This is a genomic window from Larkinella harenae (assembly GCF_054780515.1).
This window is the reverse complement of the sequence record NZ_BAAGWE010000011.1, coordinates 1-19,047: the sequence shown is the minus strand read 5'-3', so window position 1 is coordinate 19,047 and position 19,047 is coordinate 1. Positions and strand designations below refer to the sequence as shown.

Annotated in this window: 11 protein-coding genes; 8 read left to right on the top strand and 3 right to left on the bottom strand. The window is 49.2% G+C overall.

Going from position 1 to position 19,047, the window contains the following annotated elements; translation table 11 throughout:
* The first annotated feature begins 1 nt into the window (after position 1).
* The 5 genes from ACYVH9_RS28115 to ACYVH9_RS28095 are packed head-to-tail and all read left to right on the top strand — an operon-like array spanning position 2 to position 9,692.
* A complete protein-coding gene (locus ACYVH9_RS28115) occupies positions 2-1,522 on the top strand; it encodes a hypothetical protein (RefSeq protein ID WP_460639770.1) in 1,521 nt (506 codons plus the stop codon).
* Positions 1,523-1,564: 42 nt separating this feature from the next.
* The gene (locus ACYVH9_RS28110; protein WP_460639769.1) at positions 1,565-3,550 is read left to right on the top strand and encodes a dynamin family protein; all 1,986 of its coding nucleotides are present in this window, start codon (positions 1,565-1,567) and stop codon (positions 3,548-3,550) included.
* A gap of 28 nt (positions 3,551-3,578) precedes the next feature.
* Positions 3,579-5,258 carry a dynamin family protein gene (locus tag ACYVH9_RS28105; protein WP_460639768.1) on the top strand — a complete coding sequence of 560 codons (1,680 nt, stop codon included), beginning with the start codon at positions 3,579-3,581 and terminating at the stop codon, positions 5,256-5,258.
* Positions 5,255-6,451 (top strand): hypothetical protein, encoded by a 1,197-nt coding sequence (locus ACYVH9_RS28100; RefSeq protein ID WP_460639767.1) that lies wholly within the window; start codon positions 5,255-5,257, stop codon positions 6,449-6,451. Before ACYVH9_RS28105 ends, ACYVH9_RS28100 begins: the two co-directional genes overlap by 4 nt.
* Positions 6,452-6,491: 40 nt before the next feature.
* A complete protein-coding gene (locus ACYVH9_RS28095) occupies positions 6,492-9,692 on the top strand; it encodes an ATP-binding protein (RefSeq protein WP_460639766.1) in 3,201 nt (1,066 codons plus the stop codon).
* Between the two features lie 503 nt (positions 9,693-10,195).
* On the opposite strand, the gene ACYVH9_RS28090 is transcribed toward ACYVH9_RS28095, so the two are convergent.
* Positions 10,196-11,068: a pirin family protein gene (locus ACYVH9_RS28090; protein WP_460639765.1), complete on the bottom strand. Its 873-nt coding sequence runs from the start codon at positions 11,066-11,068 to the stop codon at positions 10,196-10,198.
* A 158-nt stretch (positions 11,069-11,226) separates the two neighbouring features.
* On the opposite strand from ACYVH9_RS28090, the gene ACYVH9_RS28085 reads away from it, so the two are divergent.
* From ACYVH9_RS28085 to ACYVH9_RS28075, 3 genes are all read left to right on the top strand, one after another.
* Positions 11,227-11,583, top strand: coding sequence for a winged helix-turn-helix transcriptional regulator (locus tag ACYVH9_RS28085; protein ID WP_460639764.1), 357 nt, complete (start codon positions 11,227-11,229; stop codon positions 11,581-11,583).
* Between the two features lie 529 nt (positions 11,584-12,112).
* A complete protein-coding gene (locus ACYVH9_RS28080; protein WP_460639763.1) occupies positions 12,113-16,138 on the top strand; it encodes a hybrid sensor histidine kinase/response regulator transcription factor in 4,026 nt (1,341 codons plus the stop codon).
* A 261-nt stretch (positions 16,139-16,399) separates the two neighbouring features.
* Positions 16,400-17,575 carry a hypothetical protein gene (locus ACYVH9_RS28075; protein ID WP_460639762.1) on the top strand — a complete coding sequence of 392 codons (1,176 nt, stop codon included), beginning with the start codon at positions 16,400-16,402 and terminating at the stop codon, positions 17,573-17,575.
* Between the two features lie 402 nt (positions 17,576-17,977).
* On the opposite strand, the gene ACYVH9_RS28070 is transcribed toward ACYVH9_RS28075, so the two are convergent.
* The gene (locus ACYVH9_RS28070; RefSeq protein WP_460639761.1) at positions 17,978-18,829 is read right to left on the bottom strand and encodes a hypothetical protein; all 852 of its coding nucleotides are present in this window, start codon (positions 18,827-18,829) and stop codon (positions 17,978-17,980) included.
* Between the two features lie 64 nt (positions 18,830-18,893).
* Positions 18,894-19,047 (bottom strand): fasciclin domain-containing protein (locus ACYVH9_RS28065; RefSeq protein WP_460639851.1); only part of this gene is annotated, 154 nt, incomplete at its 5' end.

Genomic DNA, 19,047 nt, shown 5'->3' with positions numbered 1-19,047 from the left:
TATGGCATTAGCAACCTCGCAACAACAAGTATTAGATTCTGTTGCTCAAATCGCCCAGCGCATGAAATGGCCCGATATCGGCGAACAGATACGTCAGTTGTTCCACGATGAAGCTGAACCCGCGCTATTGGTACTGACTCCCGCTTCCCTTGATTCAGCTGACTTCGGAGCATGGCTAGCGGAAATGGCCATCTCGTACCGGGTAGATCATTTTGGGGGAGAAACCGCAGGGCGGGATGCCCGGTTGGTCTCCAAGGTCCTCGTCTACCTGACACCTGACTATATTTTGCAGGGGGAGGATATGGAATTTCTCCGGGCCACCGTACTGTGGCGACCGCTCACAACTTACGCGATTGTTTTTGGGAATACCCAAGCCATTGATGATGACCTGGAGCTGCATAATTTGGATGAACGGATGCAACGGCTTTTTAGCCGTTCGGCCTATCCTTTCAATACCAGCCTAAACCCGCTCGACTTCGGCTGTTATCTATGGGGGCCTGCCGAAAGACGACCCTTCCTGGCGGAGCGGGTAAAAGCCGATCAGGCTTCTCTTAAGCATTGGTTACACCTGGCGGAATCCGGTTCGCAGAACGAATTGCGTAAAGCGCAGGTCAGTAACCTGCTGCATATGGCCGAAGAAAGATTGGAATTAGTCACCCTCCATTCGTCACCCCAGGCTCAGTCGACGGTAGAACTTAGTGAAAGCATCCAAGAGATAAACGATCTACGGGTCAGGGTCATGCGCCGGATGGATGAGACCCGGTTGAATACCGTTCGGGAACTCACCAACACGTTATACCGACTGGAGGAACGATTGAAAACGGAATGGCACCACGAAGCGTACACAACGCGAGATGCCAAAGGTAACCTCGACGCCCTGTTACACCGGGGCCTAAAGGAATGGAACGACAGCATTCGCCTGAACGCCCGGATCGATCAGTTAATAAAAGATTTACTGGAACCGATCGAATCAACCGATTGGGATTTGGTCAATAAATGGCTGGGGGGTAAAACCGGTCCCTATCCACAGGCGTTCGACCTGACGAACAGCGAATCGAACCTCCTTCGGGAGTGGGTTAAAAGTTCGTCGCAGGGTCCTTCAAGCTCTTCCACCCAGTCCGATGCATTGCCAAGCGGGCGACTTCAGCGGATACTGATCGCCGGGATCGTCGTTACGGGGGTCGGTCTTATATCCCGGGCCATTTTACCGACCATCTTTGCCGGTGGCTTAGCTTCTGCCGCCTTGGAGTGGAATGAACGTCGCATTTCGGAAAATAATCGAACCGCAATCGGAACTAAATATATTGAAGAGTCGATTCGGCGGCAAATCAATGAAGTCAATCGCCGGATGCCGGAAATTTTTGAACCCTTGGAAGAGCATTTCAATACCGAATTCAAAAGGCTAAGGCAGGGACTCGAAGCGGAGCTCGAACGGCAACGGTTTGCGCACGAAACAGCGTCGGATGCCGAGATGCAATTCATTCAAACTCAGTTATCGGAAATGCGGCAACAGCTGCTTTAGTTTTCGTGTTCACCAACACCATCATCATTCCCTTTGCCGATTATGACACTCGAGAAAGACCTTAAAGAGTACAGTGCTAAAGTTCAGAAAGTGGTAAGCGCAATCGACAACCTGCGGGCGGCTGCCGTCAAACTGGATAAAATTGAAATGGCCAGCGAATTGGGCGATACAAAAGAGAGCCTTAAGTCGGATACGTTTAACCTCATTATCGTTGGACGCTTCAGTAATGGTAAATCGACTTTCGTCAATGCGCTGCTGGGGAAGCCTTCCAATGGGTATGCCGTTTCCAATGAACTCGGCCCTATACCGGTCTCTCCGGATCCCTGTACGGCTATTCTCACGCGAATTCGGTATGCCGAAAAGCCCTATATTTTTGCCTGGCACTTTGACGGGACCCGGGAAGAATGGTCACTAGACCGTTATCTGGAGGAAGCGCAGGTTCGGATTAACAAACGGCAAACGGAAGCCGCCTTTAGTAAAATCCGGGAGTTCGAGATGGGGTATCCTTCACCATTGCTGAAGGAAGGGTTAACCATTATCGACTCTCCGGGTCTGGATGAAGACGATAAGCGTACAGAAACCACGCTGAAAGCCATCGCTAAAGTTGACGCGGCTATTGTGCTGTTCCGAAGCGATGCGCTTGCCGGCAAAGGGGAACGCAGCTTCGTGGAAGATCAGCTAAAATATTCGGGGGTTAAAATTTTCTCGGTTATCAATTTATTTAATGGCCGGGAGGTAAATGAACGCTTCAAGGGGCTGACCTGGTACCGTCTCATCGGCGATGCCACGGATCAGGATTATACCGGCCAGGATCTGGGCAAATACGGAATCCATTTCGTAGATGCCCTCAAAGGATTTGATGGAAAGTGGAACGCTAATCCACCGTTGATGGTCGATTCTGGCTTAAGCCAGTTTGAAAGGGTAGTTTCTGACTTTCTGACGCGTGACCGTGTTAAGGTACACTTGTTACGCTTTATTAAACTGGCGGAGAATATTACGAAAAAACTCCTCGAAGACCTTCAGCAAAATCAACAGGTTCTGTCGGCGGATGTAGCCAGAATAAGGGAAGCAATTGATCAATCCCGGCCAGTTCTTGAAAAGTTGAAAAAGCGGCCCACTGAACTCGAACGGGTATTTGATTTTCGGGAGCGATTGCTGGTGGATAATTTAAAAAATTCCTTCGAAACCCTCCTTCGCAGCCTACGCGAATCGATTCCAGAGTATATGGACAAGGTTGATCTGCCACTGTTGAAAAAAACCGGTAACTTAATAACGAACCGAACCGGTTGTGAAGAAGAAGCCAAGAAAGCCTGCAATGATTACATAAAAAGTAAGATTGCGGAGTGGGGCCAGCAGGAGGCTGTCACCATTACCGAATCGCACATGGAGCGGTTGGGAGCGGAAGTAGAAGTCATCGTCGAGAAAGTAGACAAAGACTTTAAGTCGATCCGCCTGGCCATTGACGCTGCGCTGGATACTAACCCTGAAAAAAAGATGATCAGTCAGGGAGAATCAATTGGCGCCGGGGTTGTGGGTACCATCTTGCTGGATCCGGGCCATGCCCTCATGGGAGCCACCTTCGGTTGGCGAGGTTTGGCCATTAGCCTGGGCGGTCGGATTGCTACTGCCATTGGCTTCGTTTTCCTGGGGCTCACGGGACCAGTCGCCGTGATTGCCGCTATCTTACTGGGTTCTATCGTTTCGTTCATATGGGGCAGTGAAACGTTTGGTACGCGGCTCCGCAAGTCGGTAGCAGATGGTTTTATTAACGGCTTACAGGAAAACTTATCGGGAATCCTCAGTAACCTGGAAAATGAAGTAGTCAAGGAATTTCGAGAGATGCGGGCTCCTCTCCTGAATAAATTACAGCGGCAAATCAACCAACAAATTGAGCAAATCCGGCAAATCGAGACGGATAATGAACGGGATCAGGCTGAAAAAAGCCTCAAAATTAAATTATTGGAACGCAACAGAGAGGATATCCTCGTGAATCAAAAGGTATTGAATGAAGTCCAGTTGAATATCTAACGCAAGCAAGCTGAAGTCTTACCCAATCATGGATAAAATGCTCTATCAACAGTTTCACCAATGCCACCAGGCAGTCAATGACGTAATTAAGGTCTCTTTGAATAATGACTCCGTGTATTCCCAACTGGTTGAAATCCGGAATCTACTTTCCAGGGAGCATATTACGTTAATGTTTGGAGGGTATTTCAAAGCGGGAAAATCAAGCTCACTAAATGCGCTGCTGGGTCGTCCTATCTTACCGGTTGGTGATGATCCGGAAACAGGGGTCCTCTGTCCCATTGTTCTGGGCGATTCCGATACGGCCACAATTCACTATCTGGATGGGAGCTGTCGGCCGGTTCTCTGTACTCAAACGGGACTTGCGCAGGAAAGTCGGTTGCTGAATGATTGGGGAAAACGACGTATTGAAGTCGAAGAAATTCATGAATTGCGTATTACACTTGATCGTGTTCCGATTCCCGAAAAGACAATCTGGATGGATACACCCGGTATCGGGGACACGGATGAAATGGACGAGTGTGCCCAAAAAGCTACTGAGCGTGCTGATTTGGTGGTATGGGTGTTGACGTCCAAGCAGGTACTTTCCCAAACGGAAAAGCAGTTTCTGCTGGAATACATGAGCGCTAATGGACCTGATAGTGTTGTTTTTGTCTTGAACTGTTATCTGGAGGAGGACAGCGACCATCAGTGGCAGCATTTTTTTGAAATTAGAATGCCCCGGGTGAAACAGGCCTTGGATGAGTTTGCCCAGGAAGCTGGTATACCTGTACCACCCCTTTTCTGCTTTTCAGCGACCATGGGAAATTCATCCATTAGCCAGAGCCTGCTGGAAAAAACCCGGGAATATCTAACCGAAATTACCACCACCCGTTACCTGCTTAGTCTACGACCGCGTCTTTTCCGGGCACGTGTCAAGCTGGATGCTATCCAAAAGCAGCTTCAGGGGTGGGTGAACCATCATCAGACCGTGTTGGATCGGCAATGGGATGCTTATCAAAAGGCCATTCAAGACAATGATGTGTTGGATCAACAGTTTTATCGGATTCAAACGGATTATGAAAAGGTAGTTGCGAATGGGCTCCAGGCCACTCAGGCCCAAATCAGGCAGTATTTTAAAGGGTATGCTGAAAAAATTGCGGGGTCAACGATCCGAAGAGACGCCACCTATTCCAATGACCTGACTTCCTATGTAACCACCAGCTTTAATCAATTGGTTACCACCCTGTCGAATGAGGTGAAAGCCTTTTCCAATACCTACGGTAGCGTTCTCAATTTAGAACTGACTCAAACTAAATTATCCCAAGTCGCCGGGAAAACGGGGAGTCACTTTCAGATTACCATTCCGGTGACGGACACACCGGCAAACTTTGGTGAGGCCGTGGCCGGTGGAGCCGCTGCTGGAGGGGTTGCCGGGTCTATCATACCCATTATCGGGACACTTTGGGGAGTCGTGGCCGGTGCAGCGGCTGGGGTGGCGAAAGCGGCAACAGAGGCTGTCAAAAAAGATGTAGAGAATGTTCAGAACGCCATTACCAAAGAAGCTGATTCGGTGGCAAGCACCCTTGGGAGCTACGAAAAAAAATTTCAAGAGGCCCTCAGTTTTAATGCCACCAGCAAGGTACTACCGGCTTTGCCGGATGATTCAGAGTTAAAGGCCACGAAACGGATTTTGACAGAAATAAAGGCTAGCCTACCATATTTTGTATGAATCCCCACGCAATAGGGTTTGACCATCACGCTATTTTTACCCAGGCAGCGGTTCGGGAAAATAGCGGAGGGGCGGTTTTAGTCGGGGATGGGATTCGTTCCATCATTCCGAATGTAGTGCATGAGCATTTGTGGGGTTCACGGGCTTTACAGGCACCGGGGGCTGCGGTTGAGTGGTGCCGATATTTAAGTAATACCTCCTCCATATCCGGCATGTCGGTGAGTCAAGCCAGCGTATTCTGGCGTGGTATGTACCAACGCCTGTATACGTATTTAGGGTATAGTGAGCCTGACGCAACGAATGGCTATGAATTAGTGCTCGTCAGTGATCAGGATGCTCAAGGCTCATCCAGGTATAACGCCCGGCAAATACTGCAGCAATCAGGCTTTACCACGATTGAAGTCATTCCGGCCACGTATGCCCTTTTGGCCCGTTTTCTACATTCCGCAGATTCTCATGTTCCGGAAATCTCCGGCAATGTCGCGGTTTGTTTTATTGGTGAACGGGAGATTCTGCTCAGTGCGTTTGACCTGGAAACCACAAGTGATTCGGTGCGCGTACTGCGCATTGGGGATCAGATTAAAATTCCCAAGGCTGGATTTCTTTTTTTGCTAGCTGATTTGAAACAATGGTTCATAGAGAATGGTCACTTTGAGCCAAAAGACCTTGCACATGCCTGGATTGAGAATGTATTGGAGTATGCCGCCAGTTTTCCTTTTCAAGGTGCCTCCCAGCCGTCGATTTGGAGGGGCGTAGGCGGTCGGTCGCTAAAGCTCAGGGGAAAACTGCCCTTTTGGCGATCCGCCCAGTTTAAAGCCGTGCTGCCAAGTGCCCAGGTGCTGGAGTCCTTGCCTCAGTTGATTCAGGCTGCCATGAAAAGTATTGGCGCAGCTACCCCTACTCATGTCGTGTTTGGGGGACCCGGTTCCGTGTTTCCGGTTATTGATCAGCAACTGGCAGATCGTTTGGGAGGCCGGGTCTGGAGAAGCCAGAATCCATTAGAGGATGTCGCGATTGGGGCAACCTGGTGGCCCCTCTTACGCGTAAAAAACCCATTGATGGCTGACCGACTTATTACGCTTCGTTACCACGAAGCGTTGGACGAAGGAAAAAACGGTTTTCCAGCTTCTAACACCCAGGAGCCACCGACTCCAGCACGTAATGGAGATTTTATTCCTCCCTGGGAACGGTGAATAGCCCAGGATAAGATTTCTATTTGAACAGACTATACGAATGGCAGAAAACAGGCTAAGCCGTGATACTGAACCATCCCGCCCTTTTGAGGAAGGGGAAGCACTATCCCAATTGCTGATTTCACTTCTGGAGCGCAGATACCTGGCAAATTTTGATTCGTCAAAGTGGGACTTGGGTCTGAGGGACGAAGGAAATGGCTTGCCGGTATTGCGGGAGTTACTTCTGGCGGGTAAAAAGGACGATCCGGAGGAGTTTACCCAACTCATGGCAGGCTTTTTGTCCTCTTGTCATCAACCGGGTCATGCCTTGGTCACTATACAATTTAGCCAGGAAGGGCAACAAAAGTTGTTCTGGGGGGTAAAACGAATGCCCGGTTCTGCGGAAAGTTCGACCGAAGAGCATGTACTTAGCCTGGAGGGGGCATTACAAGCGGTTGATAATCAGGTAAAGCTTGACAACCCGGTGCGTCTGGATCACGAAAAACTACAGGATCTAGATAATTTTTTAAGGGAAGCACCGTCTTTAGCGCTACTGACCGGTATTCCTTCTGCACGTCATGGAAAATTAGGATTGCACCTGAGGGATTTAGACCGGGTTGCGCTGGCCATTGGCTCCCAGCGGGCTGCCGTGGTAACGGTGGCCGAACCGGTTTCTTCCTTTCAGATTGATCAGACGATTGATGCCTGCTTACGGTTAAAAAGTGATGTACATGGTTTTGTCCGGGTTAACCGGCAAGTAGGCTCCAGTTCTGACAAAACAAAATCACTGGCTGAACAACAACACGAAACCTCCCACTCGTTTGACGACCGATTGCCTGGGCTTTTAGCGAATACCTCCTTATTCATTCAGGCTTTAGCCCTATTAACCCCAAGTTCTTCGGTATTAGGAATAGCCGGGCTGGCAAACAATGCATCCAACTTATTACTTAGAAAAAACTACAGCACTCAAGCTACATCCCGACAGGCGCTGGCTTCGGTTCGGGAAGGGGAGTCGAGCGGCGAGTCCAGGGACTTACTCAATGCCCATGCTGAATCCTGTGAACAGTTGATCGATCAATATCTCCACCGGCTGAGACGGGCTAGGAGCTATGGTTGCTGGAATACCGTTACCTACCTTGTTGCAGATGACCAGGCAACACTCCGTAAGGTAAGCAACGTGATCCGCAGTTTAGCGTCGGGTGATGATACTCACCTCGATCCCTTACGGGAAATTCGGGTTTCTACTCATTTGATTCGGCAGGCAGCAAGGAGCGGGCAGGTACTGACCCTGTACCCCGCGCGTGATCAGGTAACTCATCCCTTCGGATCGTTATATGATACATTAGGTACCTGCATCGGCTCTGATGAACTGACCCTTCTAATGCACCTGCCTTACCAGCCATTACCGGGTATCCAGACCCGAAAAATGCTTCAATTTGCCTTAACGGCCAGTTCGGTAGAAAGCCGGGCCTTGCGGCTTGGTCAAGCACAACAAGGGCTCTATAAACCGCTATTTGAGTTGAAAATACCTTTGGAGAGCCTTAATACGCATGCTTTTATCAGTGGAAAGTCTGGCTCCGGTAAGACAAACACCTGTATGCAGATTCTGAGTGAGGCTTACCGAAATTTCAAAATACCCTTTATGGTCATTGAGCCGGCCAAAGAAGAATACCGGGGACTGATGCAAGTCGATGGGCTGAAAGAACACCTGCGGGTTTTTGCGGTCGGAAATCCCAATGCGCCCGCGCTGCGAATTAACCCATTTGAGCCCGTTCCCGGCATCACGATCGCCCGCCATATTGACTTACTGAAAAGTGTATTTAATGCCACTTTCCCCATGTTTGGGGGTATGAGTTATGTATTAGAAGATGCCATTTATGAAATATACTATGAGAGAGGATGGAGTTTACATCACTCATCAAACCGATTTCTCCAGGAGGACGCGACAGAGGAAGCCTATTCGGCCCTGATGCCCACGTTGGTGGATTTGCTTTTTAAGATTGAGGTTGTTCTGCAACGCAAAAATTACGGACGCGAGATTCACCAAAATCTTAGTGCTGCCTTACGCTCTCGGATTCAAAGCTTACTCATCGGTAATAAAGGGTTGGTTTTTAATACCAGGCGTTCAATTCCTTTTCGGGAATTAATGGATCGGCCCTGTATCATAGAAATGCAGCACCTTGGGAATGATGATGAAAAGTCATTTTTAGCGGCTTTGATGTATGTTTTTATTTATGAATACGCCGAAGTTCGCCAACGGTTGCTGGCTCCCAGCCAGAAAGAAAAGCTGCAACACATCTTGTTGATTGAAGAGGCCCATAAATTGCTGACCGCTAAGCCCCAGGCTGCTAGTGAGGAAGTTGGGGATCCCAAAGGTAAGGCCGTGGCGATGTTCACCGATATGCTGGCCGAATTACGTGCCTATGGGGAAGGAATCATTGTGGCTGATCAGACTCCCACCAAACTTGCCCGTGAAGTGATCAAAAATACAAATCTTAAAATTGTTCACCGATTGACCGATCCCGATGAGCGTCAAGCCGCTGGACGTTCAATCAATCTGAGTGACGATCAAATCCATTCATTGGCGGTTCTCCCCGACGGCTTTGCAGTCGTTCAGGATAAAAATATAACGGATGGATTGCTGGTCAAAGTCCATCCGTTTAAGCAACAGAATTTATTTTCGCTTACTCGTCGGGATGAAAATTATTACCTTCATTCGGCCATTCCGGCCGACAAACAATACCTCCATCGCCATGCCGGATGCTTGGTCTGCCAAGAAGTATGTCAGCATTATCAGCGGGTAGAAGAAAGTGAATCACTCAAAAGATTCAAGGCGCTGGAAATGGTAATGCTCAGTATTATCAGGAAGGATAGTTACCAGAAAACGTTCAACGTGCATTGGATGTCCTGGTTAAATAACCAGAAAGCGGCTGTGCCAACCGCCGTTGGTAGCCACCAGCGACATTATTTGTTTTGCCTTAGTATTCAGCAGGCAGAAAGTTATTTAGTAGATAACCTAATGGTCAAGAAGGAAAACAGCAAGCGACAGCAGGATGGCAGCCTACATGCTACAGACTCCCCACGGGATGCCTCTCCTATTCTGAATATTCAACCACCATTGCCTCCTGCTACCCGCTTGGTGGTAGAAAACATTCTGGGGCATTTGTCCTCCCTATTTCATAGTTGGTTGTTCGAAACAGACGATGAAAAACGCCAGGATGCCTTAACTCTGGCCCTATCTGGTTTGCCAGCTCTTTCGTAAGCCTCCTGAGTGTCTGATTGAGCGGCACAATGAATTTGTCAGCGTAGAATAGGACTCCCGTTCTAACTCTTTTGGGTTTCGGTAGTCGAACGACGACCGGGCTGCAGGCGCAGTGCGGTTCAGAAACGAGAATTGGCGAAAGCCCTGATGAATGACAATTGGGAACTACCCAGCGAGCTTGTACAGTGATTCTATTTCAGCGTTTATTATACAGCGCGCCGTCGGACTATCCCATTTCTCCAGTTTTGACTCACCAAATAATATGGGATAAGGCCAATAGCACCAAAAAAGAGCTATAGGATTCACTATCATACCTCAGGGGGTACGAATTGATTTTGTCATAACCGCACTGTAGCATCGCTGCTCAGGCACCAGTCCATTCTATTTTCTGTTCAAGGGGCTTCGGCCCGCCGATCGGTTGCAAAAGGTCGCGAGCGGCATCAAATATTCGCTGCTGAACAGGCGAACCTTCGATGCCGCTCGTAAAACCTTTTAAGATCGATTTACCAGAAAATTCGCTGTGAAGGCCCAACGGTGGCGATATGATTCATTTTACCATGCCTGTATTCTTGGTAGAGCCGCCGAATATCCTCCTGCGTATCGCCAATAAAGGGTCCATGCGATACGATGGCATCGCCCTGTGGTTCACCAGCGTAAAGAATGAATCGGCTTCCTGTTTCACCGGCGGTAAGTTCAAGCCCGCTTGGGGTTTCATCCGAGTGCCGATCTAGCCAGCCTACCTGATTCTGGCCTACCTCCCCAGCCTGGTTGCCCACCCGAACACTCCCGGCTAGAACGTACAGAAAAGCAGTATACGACCCTGGGATGTGTTGCAGCGTGGATACGCCCGGCTCTAACTGGATATCGGCGATGATAAGTGGTACATAATTATGAATGGGTGAAGTCAGTCCCGCCAGTGATCCGCTATAAACCTTTACGGTTACGCCGTCCTGGGTAATGGTGGGCACTTTCTCCGAAGAAAGATCCTGTACGCGCGGGGTAGCCCAGCGCTCTTTTTTGGGTAGGTTAAGCCAAAGCTGTAACAGCCGCATCGTCGCTTTCTGATCGATGGTTTCGGTATGAATAATACCGCTTCCAGCGGTCATCAGTTGTAAATCACCCCCTTTCATCCGGTGTGCATCATCGCCCATTTCACCTTCTAGCAGCAAGGAAACTGTTTCAAAACCAGCGTGTGGATGCGGACCGCCGACCGGTTGCTCGTTTTGTTTGTTTAGTTGATCATCCATCAGCACAATGAACGGATCACTTTGAGTGTAGTCGACCTGGATGACCGGTCTGGCTAGATGACCGGGGCCTAGAAAACCGGGTTGGACAGGAGGAGTATATACGTGGAGAAGTTTCCTAAATGGATTCATGGCAAGTTGATTTAAATAATCCTTGAATTTTTATTTTCGTTGATGCTACAAACTTACTTTTATTTGCTATACTTTTGTAAGTACTATACTAAAGTATAGAGATATACTTTAGTATAGTAAGCCGGGAACCTTGTTAGTAGCATGTAGCGCCTATAAAAATGGAAACGGGTGAATTAAATCACGGAGAATGTATCCGTATTCTGCGTCCTGTACGGGATGCACTGGACGTGTTAAACGGCAAATGGAAATTACCCATTATTGTCGCCTTGACATTTGGGGAGAAACGGTTCGGCGAAATTTCGAAAGAAGTAAACGGCATTACCGACCGGATGCTTTCAAAAGAATTGCGGGATATGGAGGCCAACGGGTTAGTAAAACGAACGGTGCATGATACCTATCCGGTAAAAGTGACTTACGCTTTAACGCCCCACAGCCAGACCCTGGGGGGCGTCATTGACTCCCTGCGTAGCTGGGGAGAATTGCACCGCAAAAAGATCCGGTCCAACGGCATATAGGCTTCCAGTTGGTACGTCTAGCTTGAGGTAACGCCGATCTGGCTCAGGCTAGAGCGTAGACCTTCTTGCCATTTTATCAAGTGATCGCCAGGAGGCAATGCTAACGTTTCCTGAACCCTTAAAACAGGTAAGATGAATCAGCTGGCCGACGCGGCCCAGATGGCTGTTGACAATTTCATACCATTTTGCAATGAGCGTCGGGTTCATCAAGGAATTGAAAACAAGCCCCCTGCTTTACTATAACAGGTAAACACAAAAGCACGCTCGGAACAACGGATGAAGGAACCAGCTTGAGAAGCGGGTGGAGCCGCTTAGCTCGCTAAACGGTTTTAAAACGATTCTCCTGGAGTTATTGGGGTTGATCCCGACCGTGTTGGTGAATCCAACACATTTTTGTAGGCGAGAGATCGATTTTAGAATAAAGAGTTAGCTTTGCCATGAACTTGTCACAACCAATCTGTCAATTAATGGCAATGGCTACAAACCGCACTTCCGTGTAAACGAAGTGGACTGAGCACCTCCTTGTGGTATGAATACGTATATACCGTCCCTTATACGCGTTCTGGCCTGCTTGCTGAGCCTGCTAGCCTCAACAGCATGCCTAAGAGCACAGCCGGTTCATTTTCCTCAGCCCGAACTCATTACTGACCGGCAGGGTTTACCACAGGCCTTTGTACCTGCTATCCTTCAGGATAAGCAAGGCTTCATCTGGGCGGCTACCCGTGACGGTCTATGTCGATACGATGGATACCGATTTAAAGTCTTCCAGCCCGACCCCGATGGTCGCCCTTCTCTTTCCTTTGCCGGACTGAACCAAATCGAACTGGACCGGCACGGACGGATCTGGATCGCTTCCGAGCGTGGGGAAATTGATGTGTTTGATCCTCGGACTGAAACGTTTTCAAACTTTTCCCGCCAAGCGGCTTTTCGCCGACTGGTAAAACCCAGCACTACGTATTACAGTTTGTTCATCGACCGGCAGGACCGACTGTGGCTAACGATCATTGGTGTTGGCGTTGTTTGTTGGGACACCAAGAAACAACAGGGGCACTGGTTTCGTCACCAGCCTCAGCAAGCCGCATCCATCAGCTCCGATAGCGTATACAATGTGTCGGAAGGGGCGGATGGGACAATCTGGCTGGCTACAGCCAAGGGGCTGAATCAATTTGAGGAAGCTACCCGCAGTTTTAAGCACCTGCGACACCAACCTGGCAATCCGCAGTCGCTGCCGGAAGACTTTTTAACCCGAGTATGCCTCCGTCCGACTGGGGAACTCATGCTGTTCTCTCGGCAATACCTTACCCTGTTACAGCCTAAGACGGGCCAGTTGCGCTCCTATCGGCTGCCGGCTCAGGGTGACGAATGGCTGGGTCATAAAGTGGCTATCGATCGGACCGGTACCGTCTATTTCGACCAGAACAACATTCTGTTTCGGTTCACAGAACAGGGGGGCGTCCAAATAGTCACCCGCTGGAATCAGCTTAACGAAGGTTGCAGCAGTTTGCTTATTGATCGAACCAATGTCTTATGGGTTGGCACGGCCGGGGCTGGTATCCGGACTTACGATCTACAACCAAATCCCTTCCAGAAGCTCCGGTATCATCGTGGATTTTATCAGGATCTACTCGCTAACAAGTCACTGTCGCTTCATTTACCGCCTGTTTCTCAGTCAACCCAAGCCACCCTGAGTGGCTTAAGCAGCTACAATTTTCGCTCAACCTTCGATGCCTCGGGCCGATTCTGGTTCAACGTAGGCACCTTGACGATGTACCGGCTGGATGGTAAAACGAACAAGACCGACTCTTTCCCATTGCCGACGCAACTTGTCAAGAACAAATCGGGTGATGTTCCCTGTCCAATAACTACTGACCCACAGGGCGGTATTTGGGCCATCTATGGCCCTGCTGCCTTTTCCTACGATGAACAGACAGGCGATTGGACCCGTATCCCCTTCGAAATACCGTACCAACCCGGAAATGCTGTTATGGAGTTTGTGGTAGATGGTCAGGCTCTTTGGCTGGCTAGTCAGGCAGGAGGGTTGTGGCGTATCGATCGTAAAACCGGGCAAAGACGACAGTTTGTCAATCGCTCCACCGACAAGAGCTCACTGAGCAGTAACATCCTATACTGCCTATCGGCCGATCAGGCTGACTCCAATCGGCTGTGGATTGGCACCTTTGGCAATGGCCTGTGTCTGTTCGACAAGCGAACCGGTCGATTCCGCCGGTTTAATCAGGCTAATGGCTTGCCCAATAATGTGGTTTATTCCGTAATACCTGACCAGTATGGGTATTTGTGGATCGGTACCAATAAAGGATTATGTCGCATGAATCGCCGGACATTTGCGACCCAGACTTTTACGCATGATGACGGCATCATGGCAGACGAATTTAACCGGTATCACTATGTCCATTTTCCAACGTATGGAACCGCTGGCGAGAAAATCCTGATGGGTGGTCTGGAAGGGTTTACCTATTTTTCTCCCCAGCGGATCGGTCAGGATGCCTTTGAACCTGTCGTCGAACTGACCGAGCTCCTGATTGATAATCAAATTGTTCAGCCGGTGATTTCGGATGCTGACCACATAAACACAACGACCTCAGCCAACCGATCTGTAGTAGGCACGTTGCCCATTCAGGCTACTGATCAACTTACCTTGAATTATACTCAGAATTACCTGACTGTACGGTTTGCTGCCCTGCAATTCAATCGACCGGCCAAAAATCGGTATCGCTATCGATTGGAAGGACTTGAAACGATCTGGACGGAAACGGTCCGACCTGAAGCCATTTATACCAACCTGCCACCGGGTGATTATGTGCTGGCTGTCAATGCGTCCAACACAATGGGGCAGTGGAGTCGTCATGTGCGCAAACTAGACTTAACCATCCATCCCCCTCTTTGGGCGAGCTGGTGGGCCATCATTCTCTATTGTTTACTAGGATTGGGCATTGCCTGGGGGGGGCTTCAGATTTATTTAAATCGGATTCGGCTAAATCAGACTATTCGGCTCCGCCAGCAGGAAGCCGACCAGCTCCGGGCCGTGGATGCAATAAAGACAAACTTCTTTACCAATATCACCCATGAGTTTCGTACACCCCTGACGCTCATTCTTGCCCCTACCGAACAGATGGTGAGTGAGAATCCAGACCCTAAAAATCAGCAACGGCTGCAAACGATTGAACAGAATGCTCATCAGCTTCTGGGCTTAATCAATCAGCTTCTGGATTTATCAAAACTGGAAGCTAGTGTCATGCCCATTCACGAATCCAGAGGGAATCTAACCCAATTTATCAGTCACTGGCTGAATCCTTTAAGTAACCAGGCAACAACCCAAGGTATCCATCTACTGTTTACCTCCGAGGTAACTGGTGACTACTGGTTCGATGCAGAAAAGCTCGAGCGTATTGTCTATAATCTGACGGCTAACGCACTGAAATTTACGAAAACTGGCACGATTACCGTGTCGTTGACCCCTGCTTCGGGACGTACCCGGCTGACGGTTGCCGATACAGGCATTGGCATTTCGGCTCAGCACCTTCCCCATATTTTCGACCGATTCTATCAAGTTAGTCATACAAACGCTACACCTGGAACGGGTATCGGTTTGGCTTTGGTTCAGGAACTGGTGCACCTGCAGGGTGGACAAATTTCGGTTGAGAGCCAGTTGGATAAGGGCACGACGTTCGTGGTTGAGTTGCCGTACCGAAAGGTATCTTCGCCGGAAGCGGCACCGGACGGAATGGTTCATTGGAACCGGGAAGCCAGCTCGGATGCTTGGACTGCAACCGATAAATCCGATGAGCCCCGGTTGCTGGTTGTGGAAGATAATGACGAACTGGCTCGCTTTATTGCGGATAGTCTGCCCCAAACCTATCGCATTCGGCGAGCCGTCAACGGACGCGACGGCCTGGAACAGGCGCTGGAACATTTACCAGATCTGATTATCTCGGATGTCATGATGCCCTTGATGGACGGCTTTACACTATGCAGTCAATTGAAAACCGACCTGCGCTCCAGTCATATTCCCATTATTTTGCTGACGGCCAAAGCCTCCGTTGAGAATCGGCTGGCAGGGCTCTCATTAGGAGCTGATGATTACCTGACCAAGCCTTTTCAGGTAACGGAACTTCAACTTAGAGTTCGGAACCAACTTGTTAGCAAACAGCGCCAACGGGAGTGGGTACAAGCCAGCCTGAAGAATCCCGATTCAGCTTCCGTAGCCCCCGTTGACTCTACTGATCCTTTCCTCACGCGTTTGTATGCCTTGTTTGAAGCGAACCTGGGTGATTCCAAGTTTGGCCTCGAGCAAATGATGAGTGAGCTGGGCATGAGCCGCACCAACCTGTTCCGGAAGGTAAAAGCCCTGGCGGGTCTGACAGCCCACGAACTGTTGCGCAATTACCGGCTCAGACAGGCGGCTCACTTGCTTCGTTCAGGCGTCCCGGTCAGTGAAACGGCCTATCGGGTTGGCTTTGAGAGCCCGGCTTATTTCAGTAAATGTTTTCGGGAACTTTATCAGATGAGTCCCAGTAAATTTGTCAATCAAGGCTAATTAAGCAGCCTTCCCGCTCATCATTTTGGTTTTCAGCCTCCCTTGGACCAATCCTTATGGGAAATGGATCATTTTTTATTGTTCCCTGGAGGTCTAGTTTCTTAGTTTTGCCTTCGTTCGAATTAATTTCCTTTTAACTAGCTGTATATCAGTGGTCTATTTGCAAGGTGGGCTGAAGGATAATGGACTATTGCCTGAAGCCAACGATGACAAAAATAACAAATCTGCTGCTCACAGGAGAAGCTTTTAAACAAAACTGCCATGGAGTTACCCCACACACCGCACAAATTTAGCAGAAGGAGCTGGCTGCGGGATGCCGTCATTACGGCTTCGAGTATCACGGTGCTACCCTCTTTTTTAACCAGCTGTAGCGATCATAGGATACCTCCGGGTGTGGGAACAGGCGGCCCAGGAGATGTCCCCTTAACAAATTTTGAGCTGTATAGCGCGGCACAAAATTTACTGCATATGAACGCATGGGTAGAGGACGTGTACCTCTTCACTGGTAATTATGAACAATATGTATTAGCCATTTTAAAATCAGGCGAAAAGCCCACGGAATGGAAAGATTTCGTTATCGACATCTTGACTGAAATAGCCATTGGAATCTTAGAAGTAGCGGCTGGTGAAATCCCTGGAGCGGGCCCCGCAATTGCCATTGCGGGTGAAAATATTAAGCACTGGACCTCCAGCGATAACCCAGCAAATTTAGATGCTGAATTTGCAGAATTTAAGCTTGGACACCTCCAAATGCAAAAGGCAATCTCGGATATGTTACTAAAACTGGCCGATGAAACGGACGATTACAAGAACTTGCGGGATGGATTTAAGACAAATATTGAATTTAATGGTCAAAAATACAGCCTACGCGATTTGGCAAACTCACAATTTCCAACCAAAGATAAAGGAGTCGAATATACCGATTTACGAACCGCGGCATTCGACAGATTCAGAAAATACATCTGGAATGTGATGATCATGAAAGCAGGCACGATGACCTATAGTGCCCTATGGTCAAGGAGTGGTGACGCCTACGATTCTCCCACTCAATACGCACGAGATGTACATTACAGCGACTCCAGGTATAAATCGACTTATTTGCGGGGCTGGTATGATTGGTGGGGAGGTCTTTTCTATTACCGTTATTTTTATTTTAAGTTCGATGATCGCGAATTATCACCTGAGGCTGCAAAAGAATTATTCAAGGACGACACGCCGGGGCACATCATCAATCCGGATGGTTTGTTTACTCGTGATTACGTATTTAAACAATTTCATAAGGAAAGCCCGGATTGGTTTGGGTACTACGAACTGAGAAAAGACCTTCTTAAAACGAAAGGATCTACATCCGGAGATAAAAGCTTTGGTTTTGATCCCACAGCCGATAACGTAGTGTTCACAGGAGGAGATTTTCCCATGCTAGTTAAACAGAAATAGAGGTGGTCTACCGTTCATCGATAGGGCGGCCCGGCCGTACTGGAACGGTCCGTTGTACCGGCATGGCTATGGTAGCTGATCGATTGGTTGACGGCCGCAAAAATCGGGAACGATATGGGGCTGCCCGCGCAGTCTTTCCTTGGTGATTTTCGCGACGCGTATTTAAACCTCATCGATCCGGTGCCCCGGGTCACGCGCTGATGCCCGGGAAAAGATTGCAGGGTTACACCAGTTGTATCGACGCTTCTTCTGTCAAAACGGGTACATCAAGGAGATTGATTGAAGTACCATACGCCAAAGGGTGACATGCAATGTCACCCTTTGGGGTTCTTATGGGCCTCGGCCGGTTTATTGTTTCACAATCCTGGTTGCCAAGGTATAGATTAGGCAGAGAAAAAACCTTTAGTAAGTTTCGTATTCGTAGTTCAACACAGCCCCTGAGCTCACATAGGTCTGGGTCAGCGGCAGCCCCTGCTCATTGTAAGTGTACGCTCTTCGTTGGGGTTGATTATTATTGACCCGGGTGCTTACAATGTTATTGCGGCTGCTGTAGAGGACGGGATCGGGCAGATACGTCCATTGGTAATACGGATTCACCTTGTCATCGTACTCATAACTAATGGTGAACTCTACTTGATCAGCCGCATTCAGCATTGTCTGTTTCACAACGTTGCCATTTTCATAGGTATATACAAAGCGCTGCCGAGTCTCGGAACCGAAGCGAAGAATGCCCTCCTGGATCTGCTCGGTAATCTGGCCCTGCTCATTAAACCGGTAAATGGTAAGCAGGTTAGGTTCCAGGTAAGGGGGCAGGAGTTGGCCATCCACCCGCACTTGGGCAAAGGTTTCTTCCACGGTGCGATTGCCGAAGGAGAAGGTACTCTGCTTACCGATGATACCGGCATCATTGGGCTTCGCCGACAGCATCCGGTAGGCGCTTAAGCGGCCCTGCGGGTCATAGGTATATTCGTAGGTCAGCCCGCTAACACCTGGCGAGGGTTCGGGAACAACAGCTTTCTGAAGATTGCGACCCTGGCCATAGGTAAAGTAGGTGGTGGTGAAAAGCGGCCCCAGGCCCCCATTATTCCCGCTGGCGACCATTTGTTTGAGCCGCAGATTGGTTGCCGGTATCGTGGCGGCTATCCGCTGAGCGTTGGAAGGTGATGTACCCTGGGGCAGGAGTGTTTCGGGTTCGGTTTGACAACCGAAAACCGTAAACAGCAGCAGGCAACTGGTTAATCGAAAAGTGGACATAGTCAGGAAATTTAAACGTCGAACAAAAAAAGCAAATCAAAAATGGCAGCGCTACCCGACCACCTTACGGCAGCAAGACCCGGTCAATGACGTGAACCACCCCATTGGTCGCCACCAAATTCGCACTCACGACGTTGGCCGCCTGATTGTTGTTGCCGCTCCCCAGAAAGCTCACCCCGCTGTTGGACACATTCGCCTGGAGCTTGCCCCCCTGCGCC

Bases quoted from the DNA above. Each gene is read 5' to 3' on its own strand.
- ACYVH9_RS28115 (WP_460639770.1), top strand. From the start codon at position 2: ATGGCATTAGCAACCTCGCAACAACAAGTATTAGATTCTGTTGCTCAA.
- ACYVH9_RS28110 (WP_460639769.1), top strand. From the start codon at position 1,565: ATGACACTCGAGAAAGACCTTAAAGAGTACAGTGCTAAAGTTCAGAAA.
- ACYVH9_RS28105 (WP_460639768.1), top strand. From the start codon at position 3,579: ATGGATAAAATGCTCTATCAACAGTTTCACCAATGCCACCAGGCAGTC.
- ACYVH9_RS28100 (WP_460639767.1), top strand. From the start codon at position 5,255: ATGAATCCCCACGCAATAGGGTTTGACCATCACGCTATTTTTACCCAG.
- ACYVH9_RS28095 (WP_460639766.1), top strand. From the start codon at position 6,492: ATGGCAGAAAACAGGCTAAGCCGTGATACTGAACCATCCCGCCCTTTT.
- ACYVH9_RS28090 (WP_460639765.1), bottom strand. From the start codon at position 11,068: ATGAATCCATTTAGGAAACTTCTCCACGTATATACTCCTCCTGTCCAA.
- ACYVH9_RS28085 (WP_460639764.1), top strand. From the start codon at position 11,227: ATGGAAACGGGTGAATTAAATCACGGAGAATGTATCCGTATTCTGCGT.
- ACYVH9_RS28080 (WP_460639763.1), top strand. From the start codon at position 12,113: ATGAATACGTATATACCGTCCCTTATACGCGTTCTGGCCTGCTTGCTG.
- ACYVH9_RS28075 (WP_460639762.1), top strand. From the start codon at position 16,400: ATGGAGTTACCCCACACACCGCACAAATTTAGCAGAAGGAGCTGGCTG.
- ACYVH9_RS28070 (WP_460639761.1), bottom strand. From the start codon at position 18,829: ATGTCCACTTTTCGATTAACCAGTTGCCTGCTGCTGTTTACGGTTTTC.